The sequence below is a fragment of the Streptomyces sp. NPDC004051 genome (assembly GCF_053604275.1).
In genome coordinates, this window is sequence record NZ_JBSGHG010000004.1 from 199,025 (window position 1) to 217,991 (window position 18,967).

The following is an 18,967-nucleotide window of genomic DNA, read 5'->3' on the forward strand; positions in this document are numbered from 1 at the left end:
CCGCTCCTGCCGCCGGCGGCACGACGGTCAGTCCAGGTCGGCCTGCCACAGGTCGGGGCCGAAGACCTCGTACTGGATGTCGCGCGGGGCGACCCCCTGCTCGATCAGCCGGCTCCGTACGGCCTGCATGAAGGGCAGGGGCCCGCACAGGTAGTAGAGGGCGTCGTCGGGAATGTCGACGGAGGACAGGTCCATCTGTCCCTCGAAGACGCCGTTCACCGGTTCGAGGCTGTGCGCGCCCTTCTCGTACCAGAGGTGCATCCGCGCGTCCTGCAGCGCCAGCACGTCGTTGACGACCTGCCGCCGCAGCGGGAAGGACGCCTCGTCGAGGTCGGCGTGGAGAAGGGTGATCGACAGCCCGGAGTCGGCCGTGACCAGGTGCGACAGCATGCCCGCCATGGGGGAGACCCCGATGCCCGCACTGGCGAACACCACCGGACGTCCCGAGTCGTCGAGCACCACGTCGCCGTACGGCAGCGACAGCGTCAGGTCGTCGCCCACCTGGACGGAGTCGTGCAGCAGCGCCGACATCTCGCCGTCGGGGTCGCCGTCCTCACCACGCACCCGCTTCACCGAGAACTGGCGGTGCTCGCCGTCGTCCGCGCGGGTCAGGCTGTACTGACGCGGCTGCAGCTTCCCGTCGGGCATCCGCATCCGGACGGTGACGTACTGGCCCGGCAGCGAGGTCTTCACCAGGCGGTCGTCGTTCCGCTTGACCACGAAGGTGACCACGTCGTCGGTCTCCCTGATCTTCCGCTCCACCCGCCAGTCCCGCCAGACCGTCTCCGGCCGGACCCCGCGGGCGCTGTAGAGACCGCGCTCCTGGTTGATCAGGGCGTTGGCCATCAGCCAGTACACCTCGTCCCAGGCCGCGGCGACCTCCGCGGTGACCGCGTCGCCCAGGACGTCGCCGATCGCCCACATCAGGTGGTCGTGGACGATCGGGTACTGGTCCGGGCGGATGCCGAGCGAGGCGTGCTTGTGGGCGATCCGGCTCAGCAGCTGCTCCGGCACCCGCTCCGGTGTCTCCACCAGGGTCGTCGCGAACGCGGCCACCGAGCCGGCCAGGGCCTGCTGCTGGTGGCCGTGCGCCTGGTTGCCGCGGTTGAAGACGCCGTCGAGGAGTTCGGGATGCGCGGAGAACATGTGCCGGTAGAAGCGCTGGGCGATCTCACCGATGTGGTCGGCGACCACGGGGAGTGTGGCGGTGACGACGGGGCGGGAGGTGTCGGAGAGCATGGCTTCCCTCCAGGTCGGCGGGGGCTCCTGGCCCGCTCCAGGTACCCGCCCCCTCCTGAGTGACACGGCTTGCCGGCGGTCGGGGCCGCTCGGAGGGCGCGGGCGCCGGTGACGGAAGGGAAGTCGGCGCCGGAGGTGCGTTCCGGGCCGCTGATAAGCTGTGCCCGCGCTTCATTGCACCGGGGCCCGTACCGAACGGTACGGGCCCCGGTGCGCTCCGGGCGCCGGATCAGGAAGGTGCCCCATGAACGCGAAGCCGTCGACCGTCGGACTCTCCGGACTCTCCGGGGGCGGTACGTCCCCGCGAGTGGCAGCGCCGCCGGAGGCGCCCCCGGCCGCGTCCTTCGACGCGTTCGGGCTGCCGCCGGAGCTGGTGGAGACGATGGGCGGGCTCGGGGTGACGGAACCGTTCCCCATCCAGGCGGCGACGCTGCCCGACGCGCTGGCCGGCCGTGACGTCCTCGGACGGGCACGCACGGGATCCGGCAAGACGCTGGCCTTCGGGCTCGCTCTGCTCGTCCGGACGGCGGGTCGGCGGGCGGAGGCGAAGCGGCCGCTCGCGCTGGTACTGGTCCCGACCCGGGAGCTCGCCCAGCAGGTGAGCGACGCCCTGGTGCCGTACGCGCGGACGCTGAACGTACGGCTGGCGACGGTGGTCGGCGGGCTGTCGATCAACCGGCAGGTGGCGGAGCTGCGGAGCGGTGCCGAGGTGGTCGTCGCGACGCCGGGGCGGCTGGCCGACCTCGTGTCGCGCCGGGACTGCCATCTGAACCAGGTGCGGATCACGGTGCTGGACGAGGCGGACCAGATGTGCGACCTGGGGTTCCTGCCGCAGGTCTCGGACATCCTGGAACAGGTCCCCGCCGACGGGCAGCGGCTTCTGTTCTCGGCCACGCTCGACCGTCACGTCGAGCAGTTGGTGCGAAGCCATCTGACCGACCCGGTCCACGCGTCGGTCGACCCCGGGGCGGGCTCGGTGAGCACCATGGACCACCACGTCCTGACCGTGCATCCCGCCGACAAGTACGCCACGGCGACCGAGATCGCCGCCCGGGACGGCCGGGTGCTGATGTTCCTGGACACCAAGGCGGGCGTCGACCAGTTCACACGCCATCTGCGGGCCGCCGGCGTGCGGGCCGGCGCCCTGCACAGCGGCAAGTCGCAGCCGCAGCGCACGCACACGCTCGGCCGGTTCGCGGACGGTGACCTCACCGTGCTGGTGGCCACCAACGTCGCGGCGCGGGGCATCCACGTCGACGCGCTCGACCTCGTCGTCAACGTCGACCCGCCGGCCGACCCCAAGGACTACCTGCACCGCGGCGGGCGCACCGCGCGGGCCGGGCAGTCCGGGACCGTGGTCACCCTGGTCACCCCCGCCCAGCGGCGCGAGGTGAACCGGATGATGTCCGACGCCGGTGTCCGGCCGACCGTCACCCCGGTGCGTTCCGGCGAGGCGACGCTGACCGCCCTCACCGGTGCGAAACGCCCGCCGGCCGGGACGAAGGCCGGCAGCGGCAATGCGCCCTTCCGCGGCCTCGGCAGCCGCCCGGGCCGTCCGGGCAAGGAGTCCCGCAAGGCCGCCGAGGCCCGCAAGGCGGCGGAGGCCCGGGCGGCGGCCCGGGTGCGCAGGGGGCGCTGAACCGGGCCAGGAAGCCATTGCCTGGCCAAACGCCAGGCCGAAGGCCGTGTCGAGCGGGTGAGCCGAGCAACGGGCGGCGGGCCCGTCGAACATCCGGTCCGGTCACCGTCTCGGGCCCGCGACGGCGTAGGCCGCGGTGCCGACGACCGTGAGGGCCAGGGCCGTCCAGGTGCCCGCCGTCGTTCCGGGGGGCAGCAGCATCCAGGACGCCACCTGCGTCGGCACACTCGTCGGGGGCGGGGCGAAGAACGCGAACGAGAGCCAGGCGAACGGCAGCGTCCACGCGTACTGCCCGCCCGAGAGCGCCGCGCCCAGGGCGGCCAGGCCCATCAGGCCCGCACTGTTCCGGACGACGAACGCGGTGGAGGCCATGTCCTCGCCCGTGGCCCGCACCGCCAGCAGCGCCGTGCCGACGACCGCGCCGGCGAGCAGCACGTGCGCCGCCCTGCGGGGCATCCAGCGGATCGCGGCCGTCCGGTCCAGTGCGAGGTCCTGCCCGCTGAGCCCGGTCGAGGCCGCCATCGCCCCCGCGGCGAGGAGGAGGACGGGGAGCCGCGGATCGCCGGGCCCCCCGCCCCCGTTCCGGGAGAGCGCCCACGCCGCCACCGTGCTGATCACCACCGCGGCGAGCGACGCGGGCACCTGACGCGAGCGCGCGTACAGCGTCAGCCATCTCACCGGGACGCACCGCCGGACAGGGCCTCGAAGGCGTCGCCCTCGCAGGAGAGCGCGGCGGCGCGCATCGCGTTGATCCGCGAGAGCTGCTCGGCCCGCGGCAGCGCCGTGAGCTCCTTCCACACCGGGCGGGTCTCGGTCTCGACCTCGCTGCGCAGACTCGCCGGCTCCGTGCCGGGAAGCGGCCTGAGGTCCCCGAGGACCCAGCCCACCGCGACGGCCCGCGCGAAGTCCTCGGTCCCCCAACCGCTCCAGCCCACGGGGGTGCACCCCGGCACCATGGCCTTGGCGATCAGGGCCCGGGTCAGTTCCTCGCCCTTCGCGGCGGCGACGATGTTGTCGTCGAAGTCGAAGAGCACGGTCTCGCCGGACCACTGCGGCATGGCGCCGTCCGGCAGTACGGCGGTGTTCTCCCGGACCGAGACCGGGGCCCGGTCGCCCAGGGCGCCGTGCAGCAGGCGCAGCGCCTCCTTGCCGGGGCCTGCGAGGTCGGCGAGTCGGGTCCGGTGCGTCTGGGTCGCGCACACCGGACCGTCGCACACCAGCTCCGCGGCGGCCTCGTCGACGACGTACATCCGGCGCGGGTCGGAGGGGAGGACGAGCAGGGCGAGCACCGCGCCCGCCAGGACGGGAGCCAGGGCGACCAGCCGGGCGCGCCGGGTCGTGGCGACCAGCAGTGCGAAGCCGGTCGCGGCCATGCCGAGCAGCCAGATCGTCTGCCCGACGTGCACGGCGGCGGAGAACGTGACGAGCACGTTGCGCACCTCCTCCACCGCCGGGGACAGGAGGGAGACCCGGTTCGGCTCCATGCTTGGAACCCCCGTCGCCGTGGTCGTCTCCGTCCGGCCCAACGACATGTGCATGAGGGCCGTGAACACGAAGGCGCCCATGGTCAGCGCGGGCGGGGTGAGCGCGGACGGCAGGGCCCGCCCGGCACCCATGCCCAGTACCGCACCCGCGACGAGGAAGAGTGCCCCCACCAGCGAGATCGGCAGCCACCCGAGGTGCGTGTACTCGGTGTGGGCGGCCACCTGGACCGCGCCCACGAGGACGAGGAGCGTGAAGGCCGAGGCCAGCGTGAGCGCCGTCGTGCCCGCCAGCGCGGCCGCACGGTGCCGGGCGGGTCGCGGCGTGGTCGTCAGCAGCTCCGGCATCTTCGAGCGGTGGTCGCGCAGACCCTGCAGCGCCCCGAGCCCCACGGCGAGCGGCCACAGGTAGAACAGCAGGGAGCGGGTCCACATCGCCATGGACGTCCACTGGGCCGTCCACGCCGTGGTGCCCCTCCACCACGAGGCGTCCACCAGGTACAGGAACGCCAGCGCGCTCGTGAAGACCAAAGCGCCGGCCCACGGGGCGACGGAGCGCCTCAACTCGATGCGCAGAACACGGGTGTTCACCAGGTGCCCCTCTCCCGGACGGGACCCTGCAGCAGTGCCGAGTAGCCGCGCTCCAGGGGGCTGTCGCCCACGTGCTCGGGGCCGCCCGCCGCGGCCAGCTCGTCCGGGGTGCCCTGGAAGACCAGCCGGCCCTCGGCGAAGAGCACCACGTCGGTGCAGGCGGCGGCGACGTCCTCCACCAGATGGGTCGAGACGAGCACACAGGTGTCCGTGCCCAACTCCTGGAGCAACTCGCGGAAGCGCAGCCGCTGCGCCGGGTCCAGGCCGACCGTCGGCTCGTCCAACAGCAGGATCGCCGGGTCGTTGACGATGGCCTGGGCGATACCGACCCTGCGCACCATGCCGCCCGAGAGGGCCTTCATCCTCTCGTCGGCGCGGTCCGCCAGCCCCACCCGCTCCACGGCGCGCTGCACCGCCGCGGGGATCTCCGCCTTCGGTACCTCCTTCAGCCACGCCATGTACTCGACGAACTCGCGCACCGTGAAACGCTTGTAGTAGCCGAACTCCTGCGGCAGGTAACCGATCCGGCGGCGCAGCGCACGGTGCCCGCCCCTGCCGTCGGCGGACTCGCCGAGCAGCTCCAGGGTGCCCTCGGTGGGGCGCAGCACGGTGGCCAGGGTCCGGATGAGGGTGGTCTTGCCCGCCCCGTTGGGGCCGAGGAGCCCGTGTACGCCGGTGCCCAGCGACAGGTCGAGGCCGTCGACGGCCATGCGTTTCCTGCCGACCCTGACCTTCAGCCCGGTGGCCCGGATCTCCCAGGCGTAGGCCGTCGGTGCGAGGTCGGCCGCGCTCACGGCGGACGTCATGTGGTGTTCCTTTCCGATGGTCCGATAGTCATCGAGGAGCTCCCGGCACGGAGTACGCGCCCCTGCGGGCGATCACGACACCGGTGCCGAGTGCGAGGAGGAGCCCCCACACGGGCAGACCGCCCGTCTGCAGGGCGAAGGCCGTACGGCTGGTGGCCAGGGTCGGCGCCACGACCACGGCAGCCCACCCGGCGGCCAGCACGACAGCGGCGCGGGTCACCCCGATGGCACCGCCGAGCGCCAGCGTCGCCGCCGTCAGGGCCAGACAGGGCAGCAGCCACTGGGCCACCATCACCCCCGTCACCCATCCGCCCACCAGCAGCGCGGGGACGACCACGCCGAGCACGGACGCGGTGCGCCGCAGCACCAGGGGGAGCCCGGCCCTGGGCGCCGAGGACGTCAGTTCGTACGCCGGGTCCAGACCGCGCGACCAGGAGGCCGCGACACCGAGCACGGGCAGGACCGGCGCGAACAGCAGCACCAGCGACACCTCGCCCGAACCGGTGCCGACCAGGTCGAACAGCAGGGCCAGCAGCACCACACCCACGACCATGGCCAGCCACGGCACCATCGTGGGCGTCAGCCACCTCGACAGCCGCGCCGGCCGGCGCCGTCCGCGCGGCATCGTGGCGGTGACCGCCAGCCGGGGTTCGAGGCCGGACCACACGGTGCCGACCAGCGTCGCCACGGCGGGCGCCTCGGTACCGACGGCGGCGGACAGCCGGTCACGGCACACCCGGCACGCCTCCAGATGGGCCTCCACGGCCCACACCTCGTCGACGGCGAGGTCCGTACCGCCGCGCGCATACCCCTCGACGATCCGCGTCGACGGATGTTCCCCACTCACGCCAGCGCCCTCCGCATCGCGATCCGGGCCCGGCGGGCACGGGTCTTGACCGTGCCCTCGGGCAGCCCGAGCAGGACCGAGGTCTCCCGGACGGACAGCCCGTCGAGCACCATGGCCTGCAGTACCTGTCTCAGTTCCGGCGCGAGGCACCGCAGCGCGTCCCCGACCTCACCGCCGACGGTCGCCGCGAGCGCCTCCTCCTCGGCGGCGGGCGCCGCGCCGGGCACGGCGGCGGCCGGCGGCGGCTCCGCGTGGTGAGCCCTGCGCCGGAACGCGTCGACCAGGCGGCGCGCCGCGATCGTCCACAGCCAGCCGACGGCCGTCCCGCCGACCGCGGCCCCGGCGAACGCGCCCGCCGCGCGCCACACCGCCAGGTAGGTCTCCTGCATGACCTCCGCGACGATCTGCTCGTCCGCGCACCGGCGGCGCAGCCGCACCGCCAGCCACGGCGCCGTACGCCGGTACAACTCCTCGAACGCGGCACGGTCGCCCTTCGCCACCAGCCGGACGAGACGTTCCTCGTCCACCTCGTGCGGTGCTGCTCTGACTGATCTCACACCCGCTAGACGCCCGAGCCGCGCTGCGGGTTTTCCCCCCGACGTGATCCCCGCCACACGGGAAAAGCCGTGGCTCCGCCCACCCGGCCCTCCCTGCACTCCTCGGCGACGAGCAGGCGCCGCCCCCGCGGAGGGGCGCGCCGCACCCGGGGCCGCGGCACCTTCACCACCCGGCCCACCGGCTACGCACCGGCGCCTGCCGCGGTGTCCGTGCGGTGACGGGGACGGCGGTCCCTCCCGGACTCAGGGGGAGGGACCGCCGTCGGCATCACACCGGTGCGCACCGTGACCGCCGGCTCCGGTCACGGCGCGCACCGCACACCGGGGTCAGGGGTAGGACACCACCTTCGACGGCACGGTCTCGGTGCCCGAGGTCGGCGAACCCGTGTCGTTGATGACGCACTCGTACTGCCCGTGGCCGCTGAGCGACACGACCAGCAGGTGGTGGAAGCGGACCCCCGGACGGTTCGGGGCGGCGAAGCCGTGGTGCTGCACGATCGACGGGTTGACGTTGTAGTAGCAGTAACTGCCCATGCCCCAGCCCTCGTGGGTGGTGACGTGGTCGCCGACCTTGTACGCGGCGTAGCCCTTGATCGAGCCGTTCTGGACGGCGGCCTGGTTCGGCGCGTCGTAGGCCTTCTCGTTCTGGAAGAAGATCGTGCGCCCGCGTTCGCCGTTCCACTGGACGTCGTACTTGTTGAAGTGTTCGACGAACAAGCCGGTCGCCAGGACGTCGTGGCCGTTGACGACGACGCCGTAGTCGCAGCGGTTGGTCTCCCAGCCGACGCCCTCGCCGTGGTCGGCGCGCCAGATCCAGGTGTGGTCGACGATGGTGTGCCGGGCGTTGACCACCATGCTGGTGGTCGCCTTGCCGGGGCCCGCGCCGCCGATCCGGATGAACACGTCCTGGACGGTGATCGGGTCGGCCGAGTGGTTGCGGGAGGAGCCGTCCGGGCCGACCTCCACCAGGGTGCGGGAGTTGACCGGTCCGGCGTCGACCAGGAAACCGGCCAGCCGTACGCCGTCGACGTCGGCGACCTTCAGGGCGGTGACGCCGTTGTCGGGGATCAGGGTGGCGTAGCCGAGGCCGAGGACGACCGTGCCCGCCCGGTCGACCCGGACCGGCTGGTCGACGTGGTAGATGCCCGGCGTCAGCAGCAGGTTGAGGCCCTGGTCGAGCGCCTGGTTGAGGGTGGCCGCGGAGTCGCCGGGCCTGGCGACGTAGAAACGGTCCAGGGGCAGGGAGGTGCCGCGCGGGGTGCCGCTGCCCCAGCTGACACCGCGTGCGTCCCGGCGCAGCGCGGGCAGGAAGACGCGGTAGTCGGCGCCGGCCAGGTACAGGAACGGCTTCTCGCGGGAGATCGGCGTCCGGTCGAGCGTGGTGTACGGCGGCTCCGGGAAACTCTGTGCGGGGGCGCCCTGGACACCCGAGAACACCATGTTCCACACGGCGTTGGTCCACCCGCCGACCGAACTGTCCCGGGTGTACCACTGCTGCTGCGAGTACGGGCCGACCGTGCCGTCGATCCGGCTGTCGGCGATGTAGCCGCCGCTGGCCCAGCCGTAGCCGTCGGGCGCCAGGTTGAGGCCGCCGCGGATGTGCATCCGGCGGAACGGGGCGGCCTGGGAGACCGCCCAGCGGTTGGTGCCGTTGACCGGGACGAGGGCCAGGTTCTCCGCCGAACGCCAGAAGTTCTGGGTGGCGTTGCCGTCGAACCAGCCGGCGTCGACCGTCACGTCGCCGTTGATGGTGGTGTCGTCGGGAGAGAGACCGAGGCCCGAGATCGAGGTGTAGAAACCGAGTTGGGCGTTGAGCCCGTGGTAGGTGCCCGGTTTGAAGAAGAACTGGTAGCGGCCCGGGCCGAACTGGTCCGATTCCTGCCGGGCGAACACCTCGTCCAGCTTCGCCTGGATGCCCGGTGTGGACGGGTCGAAGACGATCACGTTCGGCCCGAGGTCGCCGCCGGCCCGCAGTCGGCGCGGCTTGCCGGGCTTCGCCGCGACGGAAGGGGCGGTCGGCGCGGCGGGGGCGGCCGGTGCGGCGGAGGCCGTGGTGGTCAGCGCCGCCAGGACGGGGGCGGCGGCCGCGGCGCCGAGAACGGCCCGGCGCCGGACGGCGGAACGGGGGTCGTCGGAGGGCGGCTGGACGGAGGGGGAGTCGGGGGTCATGAAGGGCTCTCCTGGTTCAGGAAGTGAACGATGTGGGGGAGTTGGGAGCGCTCTTTCGCCGCTGATGGTTCATGCGTGGAACAGATGAGTCAAGGGGCGCGGCGAGAGTCGGATGACTCCGTCCAAACCCTTGACGTGCCGCCTCCGGAGGGTTTAACTCACGTCCTAAATTAAGTCATGAGTCGCCGACCCCGCCATTCTTCTCCGCTTCTCCACTTCCTGCCCGCACCCCCGGAAAGGCACATCAGGAGCCATGCGCAGCATCCGAACCGCGGCCACCGGCGCCGTCATCCTGCCCCTCGCACTCGCCGTCTCGGCCTGCGGAGGCGGTACGAGCACGGGCGGCGGGTCCGGCGACTCGCCCGAGGAGCTCACGTACTGGGCCTCCAACCAGGGCGCCAGCGTCGAGATCGACAAGAAGGTGCTCCAGCCCGAGCTGGACAAGTTCGAGAAGCAGACCGGCATCAAGGTCAAGCTCGAGGTCGTGCCCTGGTCCGACCTGCTCAACCGGATCCTCACCGCGACCACCTCGGGCCAGGGCCCGGACGTGCTCAACATCGGCAACACCTGGTCCGCCTCGCTCCAGGCGACGGGCGCGCTGCTGCCGTGGGACGCGAAGAACTTCGACAGGATCGGCGGCAGGGACCGCTTCGTCGACTCCGCGCTCGGCTCCACCGGCACCGAGGGCCAGGACCCGGCCGCCGTCCCGCTGTACTCGATGGCGTACGCCCTCTACTACAACAAGCAGATGTTCGCCGACGCGGGCATCGACGGCCCGCCCGCCACCTGGGACGAGCTGGTCGCCGCCGGCAAGAAGGTCTCCAAGGACGGCAAGTGGGGGATCGGCACGGAGGGTTCGAACCCCTCCGAGAACATCCACCACGCCTTCGTCCTCGCCAAGCAGCACGGCGCCGACTTCTTCACCGCCGACGGCAAGCCCGACTTCACCAACGACGGCGCGGTCACCGCGGTCAAGCAGTACGTCGACCTGATGGCCAAGGACAAGATCATCGCCCCGGGCAACGCCGAGTACGCCCAGAACCAGTCCGTGAGCGACTTCGCCAAGGGCAGGACGGCGATGCTGTTGTGGCAGTCCGCGTCCGCCAACCTCAAGTCCCAGGGCATGAGCGAGGACGACTACGGCATCGCACCGGTGCCCGTGCAGTCCGGCACCCCGGGCGCGGGCAAGCAGGTCAACTCGATGGCCGCCGGCATCAACCTGGCCGTCTTCAAGAACAGCGACAACCTCGACGGCGCCACCGAGTTCGTGAAGTTCATGACGAGCGACGCCGAGCAGAAGATCCTCAACACGGCCTACGGCTCCATCCCGCCGGTGAAGGCGGCCCAGGAGGACCCGGCCTTCGACTCCCCGGCCAACGCCGTCCTGAAGGACACCCTCGCCACCAGTGCCGTGGCGCTGCCGCAGGTCCCCGACGAGTCCCAGTTCGAGACCGCCGTCGGAACCGCGGTCAAGGACCTGTTCGCCGACGCCGCCGGCGGCCGCGAGGTGACCACCGGGTCGGTCAAGGCCGCACTCACCAAGGCCCAGCAGCAGATGCCCAAGAAGTGAGTCACGACACCGCCATGACCGCCGCTGCCCCCGCGGAGGCCGCCGTGCGGAAGACGTCCCCCGGGGCGGCGCGCGGCCCCCGCCGCCGCCCCGGGCGGATCCGCCGCATCGGACTGCCCTACCTGCTCCTGCTGCCCGCCGTCCTCCTCGAACTCCTCGTCCACCTGGTGCCGATGGTGATCGGCATCGTGATGAGCTTCAAGGAGCTCACCCAGTTCTACATCCGCGACTGGGGCACCGCCCCCTGGACGGGCCTCGACAACTACACGGTGTCGGTGGACTTCGACGCCCCCGTCGGCGCGGCCCTGCTCCACTCCTTCTTCGTCACCGTCGCCTTCACCGTGCTGTCGGTCGGCCTGTGCTGGCTCATCGGCACCGCCGCCGCGATCTACCTGCAGGACACCTTCCGCGGCCGAGGCCTGCTGCGCGCCCTGTTCCTGGTGCCGTACGCCCTGCCGGTCTACGCCGCCGTCATCACCTGGGTGTTCATGTTCCAGCACGACAACGGCCTGGTGAACCACGTCCTGCACGACCAGCTCGGCCTCACCGACAAGCCGTCCTTCTGGCTGATCGGCGACAACAGCTTCTTCGCACTGCTGACGGTGTCCGTGTGGAAGGGCTGGCCGTTCGCCTTCCTGATCGTCATGGCCGGCCTGCAGAACATCCCCCGCGAGCTGTACGAGGCCGCCGCCCTCGACGGCGCCGGGATGATCCAGCAGGTCCGCCGCATCACCCTGCCGTCACTGCGCCCCGTCAACCAGGTCCTGGTCCTCGTCCTGTTCCTGTGGACGTTCAACGACTTCAACACCCCGTTCGTCCTGTTCGGCAAGGCCGCCCCCGAGGCCGCCGACCTCATCTCGGTCCACATCTACCAAGCGTCCTTCGTCACCTGGAACTTCGGCACCGGCTCCGCCATGTCCGTCCTGCTCCTGCTGTTCCTGCTCGCCGTGACGGGCGTGTACCTCGTACTCACCTCGCGCGGACGGAGGACCGCCCCATGAACCCGCCCCGGTCCCCGATGGCCCCGCCCCGCTCGTTCCTGTGGTCCCGGCGGATCTTCCTCACCCTGCTCACCGGCTTCGTGCTGATCCCGGTGTACGTCATGGTCTCCAGCTCGCTGAAACCGCTCGCGGACGTCACCGGCACGTTCCGCTGGCTGCCGAGCGAGGTGACGGTCCGCCCGTACATCGACATCTGGTCCACCGTCCCGCTCGCCCGGTACTTCGTGAACTCGCTGATCGTGGCGGGCGCGGCGACCGTCTGCTCGGTGGTGATCGCGGTCTTCTCCGCCTACGCGGTGAGCCGCCACACCTTCCGCGGCAAGCGCGTCTTCACCGTGACCGTGCTGTCGACGCAGATGTTCCCCGGCATCCTCTTCCTCCTCCCGCTGTTCCTCATCTACGTCAACATCGGCAACGCCACGGGCATCGCCCTGTTCGGCTCGCGCGGCGGTCTGATCCTGACGTACCTGACGTTCTCCCTCCCCTTCTCCATCTGGATGCTGATCGGCTACTTCGACTCGGTGCCGAAGGACTTGGACGAGGCCGCGATGGTCGACGGGTGCGGTCCGCTCGGCGCGCTCTTCCGGGTCGTCGTGCCGGCCGCGATCCCCGGCATCGTCGCGGTCGCCGTCTACGCCTTCATGACGGCCTGGGGCGAAGTGCTGTTCGCCTCGGTGATGACCAACGACACCACCCGCACCCTCGCCGTCGGACTCCAGGGCTACTCCACCCTCAACGACGTGTACTGGAACCAGATCATGGCGGCCTCGCTCGTGGTGAGCGTCCCCGTGGTCGCCGGCTTCCTGCTGCTGCAGCGCTACCTCGTCGCCGGCCTGACGGCAGGAGCCGTCAAGTGACCGGCGTCCCCGTACCCGAAAGGACCTCCGTGACCATCGACTACGCAGCCCTCCCCGACGACTTCCTGTGGGGCACGGCCACTTCGGCCTACCAGATCGAGGGAGCCGTGACGGAGGACGGCCGTGCGCCGTCGATCTGGGACACCTTCGCGCACACCCCCGGCGCCGTCGACAACGGCGACCACGGCGACACCGCCTGCGACCACTACCACCGCTGGCGCGAGGACATCGACCTGATGCGCCGCCTCGGCACCAACGCCTACCGCTTCTCCCTCGCCTGGCCCCGCGTCGTCCCCGGCGGCGACGGCCCGGTCAACGCCAAGGGCCTCGACTTCTACGACCGGTTGACCGACGGCCTGCTCGAGGCGGGCATCACCCCGTCCGTCACCCTCTACCACTGGGACCTGCCCCAGGCCCTCCAGGACCGCGGCGGCTGGCCGGAACGCGACACCGCCGAGCACTTCGCCGCGTACGCGTCGGCGGTCGCCGAACGCCTCGGCGACCGCGTGCACCACTGGGCCACCCTCAACGAGCCGCTGTGCTCGGCCTGGATCGGCCACCTGGAAGGCAGGATGGCGCCGGGCCTGACCGACCTGACGGCGGCGGTCCGCGCCTCCTACCACCTGCTGCTGGGCCACGGCCTCGCCGCGCGGGCGATCCGCGCCGCCGCCCCGAACGCCCAGGTGGGCATCGTCAACAACCTCTCCACGATCCACGCCGCCACCGACCGCCCCGAGGACCTGGCCGCCGCCACCCGCATGGACGGCCACACCAACCGCTGGTGGCTGGACCCCGTGCACGGCTACGGCTTCCCCGCCGACATGCGCGAGGTCTACGGAGTCGAACTCCCGGAACGCCCCGGAGACCCGGCGACCATCGCCGCCCCGCTCGACTGGCTCGGCCTCAACTACTACTTCCCCCAGGTGGTGGCGGCCGACCCCGACGGCCCGGCGCCGCACGCCGCCTTCGTGCGCCGCGCCGACGTCCCGCGCACCGGCATGGACTGGGAGATCGACGCGAGCGGCATCGAGACGCTGCTGCTGCGCCTGACGAACGACTACGGCGCACGCAGGCTCTACGTCACCGAGAACGGCTCCGCCTTCCCGGACGTGGTCCGCCCCGACGGCACGATCGACGACCCGGAACGCCAGGACTACCTGGAACAGCACCTGGCCGCCTGCGCCTCCGCCGCCCGCAAGGGCGCCCCGCTCGCCGGCTACTTCGCCTGGTCCCTGCTGGACAACTTCGAGTGGGCGTACGGCTACGCCAAGCGCTTCGGCCTCGTCCACGTCGACTACGCCACCCAGACCCGCACCATCAAGGGCTCCGGCCACCGGTACGCCGACATCGTCCGCGGCCACGGGAACCGGACACGGCGCGCGGCCTGACCCACCGGGCCACCACCGGGCCCGCCCCACGCCCCGCTCCGCCCGCTCCGCCCGCCGTGCGTCGGCGCGACGGCCGGGGCGTGCGGCCGCCCCGCCGCCTGAGAAGCCGTATGCCACATTAACCTCGTTAACGTCGTCAACGGTCATTCTGCATTGATGCAGGTAGCCAGCCTGTGTACGGTAGATGGCATGTCACAGACCCCGGCCACTCCTACGAACCCGTTGGTGACAGGTTCCGAGATCGCTCGGATCGCGGGTGTCACCCGGGCCGCCGTGTCCAACTGGCGGCGGCGGTACGACGACTTCCCGGCCCCGGCCGGAGGCGGGGCCAACAGCCCCCTCTTCGACCTGGCCGAGGTGCAGGCGTGGCTGAACAAGCAGCACAAGGGACAGGACGTCACCGACGAGGTCCAGCTGTGGCAGGTGCTGCGCGGAGCCTACGGCGACGACATCCTCGGCGGACTCGCGGACGTCGCCCAGGCCCTCGCCACCCCCGAGGGCGAGGAGCCGTCAGCACTGCCGGACCAGGCCGTCCGCCTGGCCCGCCGCATGGCGGAGGAGAGCTCCCCGGCCGACGTGGTGGACGGGCTGGCCGAGCGGTTCACGGAGTCCGTACGGCGGGCCGGATCGGATCAGGTGACCTCGCCCCGCGTCATCCGCGCCGTCCGGCACAGTGCCGGTGACCTCGCCTCCGACGCGGTGCTGTTCGACCCGGCCTGCGGAATCGGCACCCTCCTCCTGACCACCGGGACGAACCGCGGCAGCAGGCGGTACGGCCAGGAAGTGGACACCCGCAGCGCACGGTTCGCGCGCCGGCGGGCCGAGCTCGCGAAGCCGGCCCCCATCGAGGTCAGGCAGGGCGACTCCCTGCGCGCCGACCAGTGGCCGGACCTCAAGGCCGACCTCGTCGTCTGCGACCCGCCGGTGAGCGACACCGACTGGGGGCGGGAGGAACTGCTCCTCGACCCGCGCTGGGAACTCGGCACACCCTCCAGGGCCGAGGGCGAACTCGCCTGGCTGCAGCACGCCTACGCGCACACCGCGCCGGGCGGCCGGGTCGTCATGGTGATGCCGGCCTCGGTCGCCTACCGCAAGGCAGGCCGCCGCATCCGCGCCGAGCTCGTCCGTCGCGGCATCCTGACCCAGGTCACCGCCCTGCCCCCGGGCACGGCCGCCGCGCACGCCCTGCCCGTACACCTGTGGCAGCTGCGGCGGCCACGGACACCGGGCGACACCGCCGCCACCGTCCGCATGGTCGACCTCACCGCCAACGACCCGGACGGGCCCCTGGAGCCGCGCCCCGAGCAGGTCGCCGACGTCGCTCAGATCGACCTGCTGGACGATCTGGTGGACCTCACCCCGGGCCGCCACGTCGACGAGTCCCACCGCGACTTCGTCACCGAATACGACGCCCTGCACCGCGAGTTGACCGAGCAGCTGCAACGCCTGGGTGAACTGCTCCCCACCCTGGCCGCCGGTGAGGGACCCGGCCCCCTCGACGGGGCCAGTGTGAGCGTCGCCGACCTCGTCAGGGCCGGACTGGTCGAGTACGCGGACCCGGAACCGGTCTCGGTCAGCGACCAGCTCGACACGGACTTCCTCCAGGGCTTCCTGCACAGCACCGCCAACAGCCGCCGCTCCACCACCGCCAGCGGCACCTTCCGGTTCGACGGCAAGGGCGCCCGCATCCCCCAGATGGACATCGCGGCACAGCGCCGCTACGGAGCGGTCTTCGGCGCACTCGGGGAGTTCGAGCAGCGGTCGCGGAGGGTGGCCGAGCTCAGCAGGCAGATCACCGCACTGGCGCGGGACGGCCTCGGCAACGGCGCCCTGAGGCCCGGCGACTGACAGGGCGCGACGGTCGCCCCCCCGGGCTCACTGAGGCAGGAACGGGCTGCCCGCACCGCTCCACGACACCGCCAGTGCCTCCCGGGCCCTGGTGCACGCCACGAACAGCAGGCACCGTTCCCGCAGCAGATCGGACTCGTGCTGCAGAGCGTCCACGGAGGCCGGCGTCACCTCCCGTCCGAACGGCACGGCACCGGCCGTCACGCCCAGCACGGCGACACACCGGAACTCCAGCCCCTTCATGGCGTGCATCGTGGCGAGCCGCACCCCGTTCACGTCACGCCCCGGATTGTCCCTGACCCGCACCACCGGCACGCCGGCCGCACTGAGCTTGTCGTAGGCCTTGTCCAGCAGGACGTTGAACCGGGCGCACACCCCGATCTCCGAGGGGTGGATGCCCTGCGCCACCCAGTCCCGCACCCGTGCCACGAGCGCCGCCACTTCCTCCTGCTCCGATCCGTACCCGGTGACGTGAGGCCTGCGGCCGTGCAGCAACGAGCGGTAGCCGGCCAGCGTGTCGTTGCCGTCGCCGCCCAGGTCCTCCACGGTCACCGGGCTCAGGAGCTCGGTGGACCACGTCAGGATCTCCTCGGTGCTGCGGTAGTTGAGCCGCAGCCGGTGGGTGCGCCCGGTCACCGCGATGCCCAGCGAGCCGAGCGACACCTTCGAGTCGTAGATCCGCTGGTGCGGGTCGCCCGTGATGAACAGATCGTCGTTGCCGGAAGCCACCGCGCCGCGCAGCACACGCCACTGCACGGGGTGCAGATCCTGCGCCTCGTCCACCACGACATGGTCGTGCGTGGGTGTGGAAGCGGCCAGCAACTCGGCCGCCCGCGCGCACACCTTCAGGTACGTGGTGCCCTGCCGGTCGCGCAGCATCGACTCGAACAACTCGACGGCGGGCCACAGTTGCTCACGCCTGCCCGGTGACAGGGCGGTGCCCCGGCCGCGCCGGGACGCGGCACGGTAGTCGTCCAGGGTGCGCAGATCCTGTGCGAGCACGACGTGCCGGTACTCCTGGGCGAGGAACTGCTCGGTCCACGGCAGGCCGAGCTTCTTGACGACGCGCTGCCACAACTGCCGTTCCTCGCGGTCACCGACGGGGGAGGGGGCCTTGCCGTCGAGGCGGCTCACGACACCGTGCGCGTAGGAGCTGACCGTCGTCACGTCCACCCGCTCCAGGAGGTGCTCGTCGCCGTCGAGGAGCAGGGCCAGGTTCTCGCGCAACGAGGCCGCCAGTGCGTTGGTGTACGTGGTGAGCAGGACGCGGGTGTGCGGTGAGCGGCCGAGCAGATGCTGGACGCGGTGCAGTGCGGCGACCGTCTTCCCGGTCCCGGGGCCGCCGGTGACCTGCACCGGGCCGCCGTAGGACACCCGGTAGGCGACCCGTCGCTGCGAGGGGTGCAGGAACACCCGCCAGGCCGCGAAGGGCTTCTCCAGGATGCCGGCGAGCTCCTCCGGCCCGGTGACCAGCGTGATGCGGCTGGTGGTGTTCGCGATCGCGGCGGCCAGGCTCTCGTCCGGGTCGGGTCCGGCGGCGACCGGCCGCCGAACGGCGACCACGTCGCGGTACACCTCCTCGGGGCTGAACCCCTCGGCGAGGTACTGCAGCACCTCGAACTGGTCCTCGGGCAGCAGGGTGCCGAACGCCTCCAGCTGGGGCTTGTCGATGATGGTGCGCACCGCACGGAGCACCTGGTCGTCGAGGCCGAGTTCACGCAGCACCGTGTCCGAGTACCGGGCGAACAGCAGGGAACCGGCAGCGGCGGCGGCCTTCTCCAGCTGCGGCGTCAACTGCTCGATCGCCACCACGTTGCGGACCTCGAGCGCCCTGGTCGCCGCGTTCGTCGTGTACAGCCGCTTGGCGGCCCAGGTGTAGGCGTCGTCGTGCCGGACGACGTTCACCAGCAGGAAGACGTCACTGCCGTCGTCCGGGGCGAGGACCACACCGCGCCAGAAGTCGTTGATGCGGATGGTTCGCATCCGCGTATCGCGCGCCTTCTCGACGGACTCCAGGTGCAGCCCTTTGTCCGCCTGCAACTCGGGCACGGTGAGCTGCTGGAACTTGCGCATCGCCTTGCGCACGCCGGCCTTGACGGGCTTCTCGAGAACGTCGTAGCTCTCCCAGAAGCTGTTGGCGAACGCAAGCTGCGGCACGTGCCCCCCGACCCTGAATGGACCATCCGGGCCGATCATACGCATCGGGTGCACACCGTCCGACCGTCATCTCGCCGTGTGGACACCCTTTGATGTTCCGTTGACATCATCAACGGACTAAATCTACGGTTTACTTGTGCAGCCCCGCCGTGACTGAGGTAGCGGGGTGTGTACGTGAACATTCAGCACTGCCCTTGGGGGGACCATGCACGCCCGCATCAGAATCGCCGCCGCCGTAGCCGCCGCCCTCGGCGCGCTCACCCTCACGGCCTGTGACACCGGCAGCACCGTCGTCGACAAGCCGAAGGAGAACGCCGCCGCCCAGGCGGACAGCGGCAAGGACACCGCGAAGGAGAAGTTCGCCGCTCCCGAGGTCGCCAAGGTCGGCGACACCCTCACCCTGGAGGGCTTCGAGGAGGGCAGCCAGCTCGACGTCACCGTCGTCAAGGTCGCCGACCCCGCCAAGCCGGCCGACGAGTTCATGAAGCCCGCTTCCGGCAAGCGGTTCGTCGGCGTCCAGTTCCAACTCGTCAACACCGGTGAGGCGGCCTACAGCGACAGCCCGTCCAACGGCGCCCAGGTCGCCGACACCGAGGGGCAGCAGTTCGACGCCACCTTCGGGGACATCACGGCCGGGCCGTCCATGGCCTCCAGCCTGAAGCTCAAGCCCGGTGCCAAGGGCCTCGGCTGGATCGTCTTCGAGGTTCCCGAGGCGGCGAAGGTCGACACCGTGCAGTTCACCATGGACTCCGGCTTCGCCGACAAGACCGGCGAGTGGAAACTGCAGTAACCGCAGTAACCGCAGTAACCGCAGGAG

15 protein-coding genes are annotated in these 18,967 nt (G+C 71.6%); 7 read left to right on the forward strand and 8 right to left on the reverse strand.

Features of this window, described 5'->3' with window-relative positions:
* Positions 1–27: 27 nt before the first annotated feature.
* Positions 28–1,239 (reverse strand): globin domain-containing protein, encoded by a 1,212-nt coding sequence (locus ACWEQO_RS07890; RefSeq protein WP_452980090.1) that lies wholly within the window; start codon positions 1,237–1,239, stop codon positions 28–30.
* Between the two features lie 244 nt (positions 1,240–1,483).
* On the opposite strand from ACWEQO_RS07890, the gene ACWEQO_RS07895 reads away from it, so the two are divergent.
* Positions 1,484–2,878 (forward strand): DEAD/DEAH box helicase, encoded by a 1,395-nt coding sequence (locus tag ACWEQO_RS07895; RefSeq protein ID WP_452980093.1) that lies wholly within the window; start codon positions 1,484–1,486, stop codon positions 2,876–2,878.
* A gap of 102 nt (positions 2,879–2,980) precedes the next feature.
* Here the strand turns inward: ACWEQO_RS07895 and ACWEQO_RS07900 are convergent, their stop codons facing one another.
* The 6 genes from ACWEQO_RS07900 to ACWEQO_RS07925 all read right to left on the reverse strand — a co-directional run bounded on the left by ACWEQO_RS07900 (position 2,981) and on the right by ACWEQO_RS07925 (position 9,329).
* Complete coding sequence (locus ACWEQO_RS07900; protein WP_361452479.1) at positions 2,981–3,556, reverse strand: hypothetical protein; 576 nt, start codon at positions 3,554–3,556, stop codon at positions 2,981–2,983.
* Positions 3,553–4,950 carry a hypothetical protein gene (locus tag ACWEQO_RS07905; RefSeq protein ID WP_452980097.1) on the reverse strand — a complete coding sequence of 466 codons (1,398 nt, stop codon included), beginning with the start codon at positions 4,948–4,950 and terminating at the stop codon, positions 3,553–3,555. Before ACWEQO_RS07905 ends, ACWEQO_RS07900 begins: the two co-directional genes overlap by 4 nt.
* A complete protein-coding gene (locus ACWEQO_RS07910) occupies positions 4,947–5,756 on the reverse strand; it encodes an ABC transporter ATP-binding protein (protein WP_452980100.1) in 810 nt (269 codons plus the stop codon). Before ACWEQO_RS07910 ends, ACWEQO_RS07905 begins: the two co-directional genes overlap by 4 nt.
* 28 nt (positions 5,757–5,784) lie before the next feature.
* Positions 5,785–6,603 carry a zf-HC2 domain-containing protein gene (locus ACWEQO_RS07915; protein ID WP_452980103.1) on the reverse strand — a complete coding sequence of 273 codons (819 nt, stop codon included), beginning with the start codon at positions 6,601–6,603 and terminating at the stop codon, positions 5,785–5,787.
* Positions 6,600–7,103 (reverse strand): RNA polymerase sigma factor, encoded by a 504-nt coding sequence (locus tag ACWEQO_RS07920; RefSeq protein WP_452980277.1) that lies wholly within the window; start codon positions 7,101–7,103, stop codon positions 6,600–6,602. The genes ACWEQO_RS07915 and ACWEQO_RS07920 overlap by 4 nt, the downstream gene beginning before the upstream one ends.
* 384 nt (positions 7,104–7,487) lie before the next feature.
* A complete protein-coding gene (locus ACWEQO_RS07925) occupies positions 7,488–9,329 on the reverse strand; it encodes a coagulation factor 5/8 type domain-containing protein (protein WP_452980106.1) in 1,842 nt (613 codons plus the stop codon).
* A gap of 253 nt (positions 9,330–9,582) precedes the next feature.
* Between ACWEQO_RS07925 and ACWEQO_RS07930 the strand changes: the two genes are divergently transcribed.
* The 5 genes from ACWEQO_RS07930 (at position 9,583) to ACWEQO_RS07950 (ending at position 15,993) form a co-directional block, all read left to right on the forward strand.
* Positions 9,583–10,899, forward strand: a complete 1,317-nt coding sequence (locus ACWEQO_RS07930; protein ID WP_452980109.1) for an ABC transporter substrate-binding protein — start codon at positions 9,583–9,585, stop codon at positions 10,897–10,899.
* Positions 10,900–10,913: 14 nt separating this feature from the next.
* On the forward strand, positions 10,914–11,900 hold the full coding sequence (locus ACWEQO_RS07935; RefSeq protein ID WP_452980112.1) for a carbohydrate ABC transporter permease: 987 nt from the start codon (positions 10,914–10,916) through the stop codon (positions 11,898–11,900).
* 17 nt (positions 11,901–11,917) lie between these two features.
* The gene (locus ACWEQO_RS07940; RefSeq protein ID WP_361452747.1) at positions 11,918–12,757 is read left to right on the forward strand and encodes a carbohydrate ABC transporter permease; all 840 of its coding nucleotides are present in this window, start codon (positions 11,918–11,920) and stop codon (positions 12,755–12,757) included.
* 29 nt (positions 12,758–12,786) lie between these two features.
* Positions 12,787–14,145 (forward strand): GH1 family beta-glucosidase, encoded by a 1,359-nt coding sequence (locus tag ACWEQO_RS07945; protein ID WP_452980115.1) that lies wholly within the window; start codon positions 12,787–12,789, stop codon positions 14,143–14,145.
* Between the two features lie 189 nt (positions 14,146–14,334).
* The gene (locus ACWEQO_RS07950) at positions 14,335–15,993 is read left to right on the forward strand and encodes an N-6 DNA methylase (protein WP_452980118.1); all 1,659 of its coding nucleotides are present in this window, start codon (positions 14,335–14,337) and stop codon (positions 15,991–15,993) included.
* 27 nt (positions 15,994–16,020) lie between these two features.
* On the opposite strand, the gene ACWEQO_RS07955 is transcribed toward ACWEQO_RS07950, so the two are convergent.
* A complete protein-coding gene (locus tag ACWEQO_RS07955; RefSeq protein WP_452980121.1) occupies positions 16,021–18,150 on the reverse strand; it encodes a UvrD-helicase domain-containing protein in 2,130 nt (709 codons plus the stop codon).
* A 205-nt stretch (positions 18,151–18,355) separates the two neighbouring features.
* Here ACWEQO_RS07955 and ACWEQO_RS07960 point away from each other — a divergent pair, with 205 nt between their 5' ends.
* Positions 18,356–18,940, forward strand: a complete 585-nt coding sequence (locus ACWEQO_RS07960; RefSeq protein ID WP_452980124.1) for a DUF4352 domain-containing protein — start codon at positions 18,356–18,358, stop codon at positions 18,938–18,940.
* Positions 18,941–18,967: the final 27 nt, after the last annotated feature.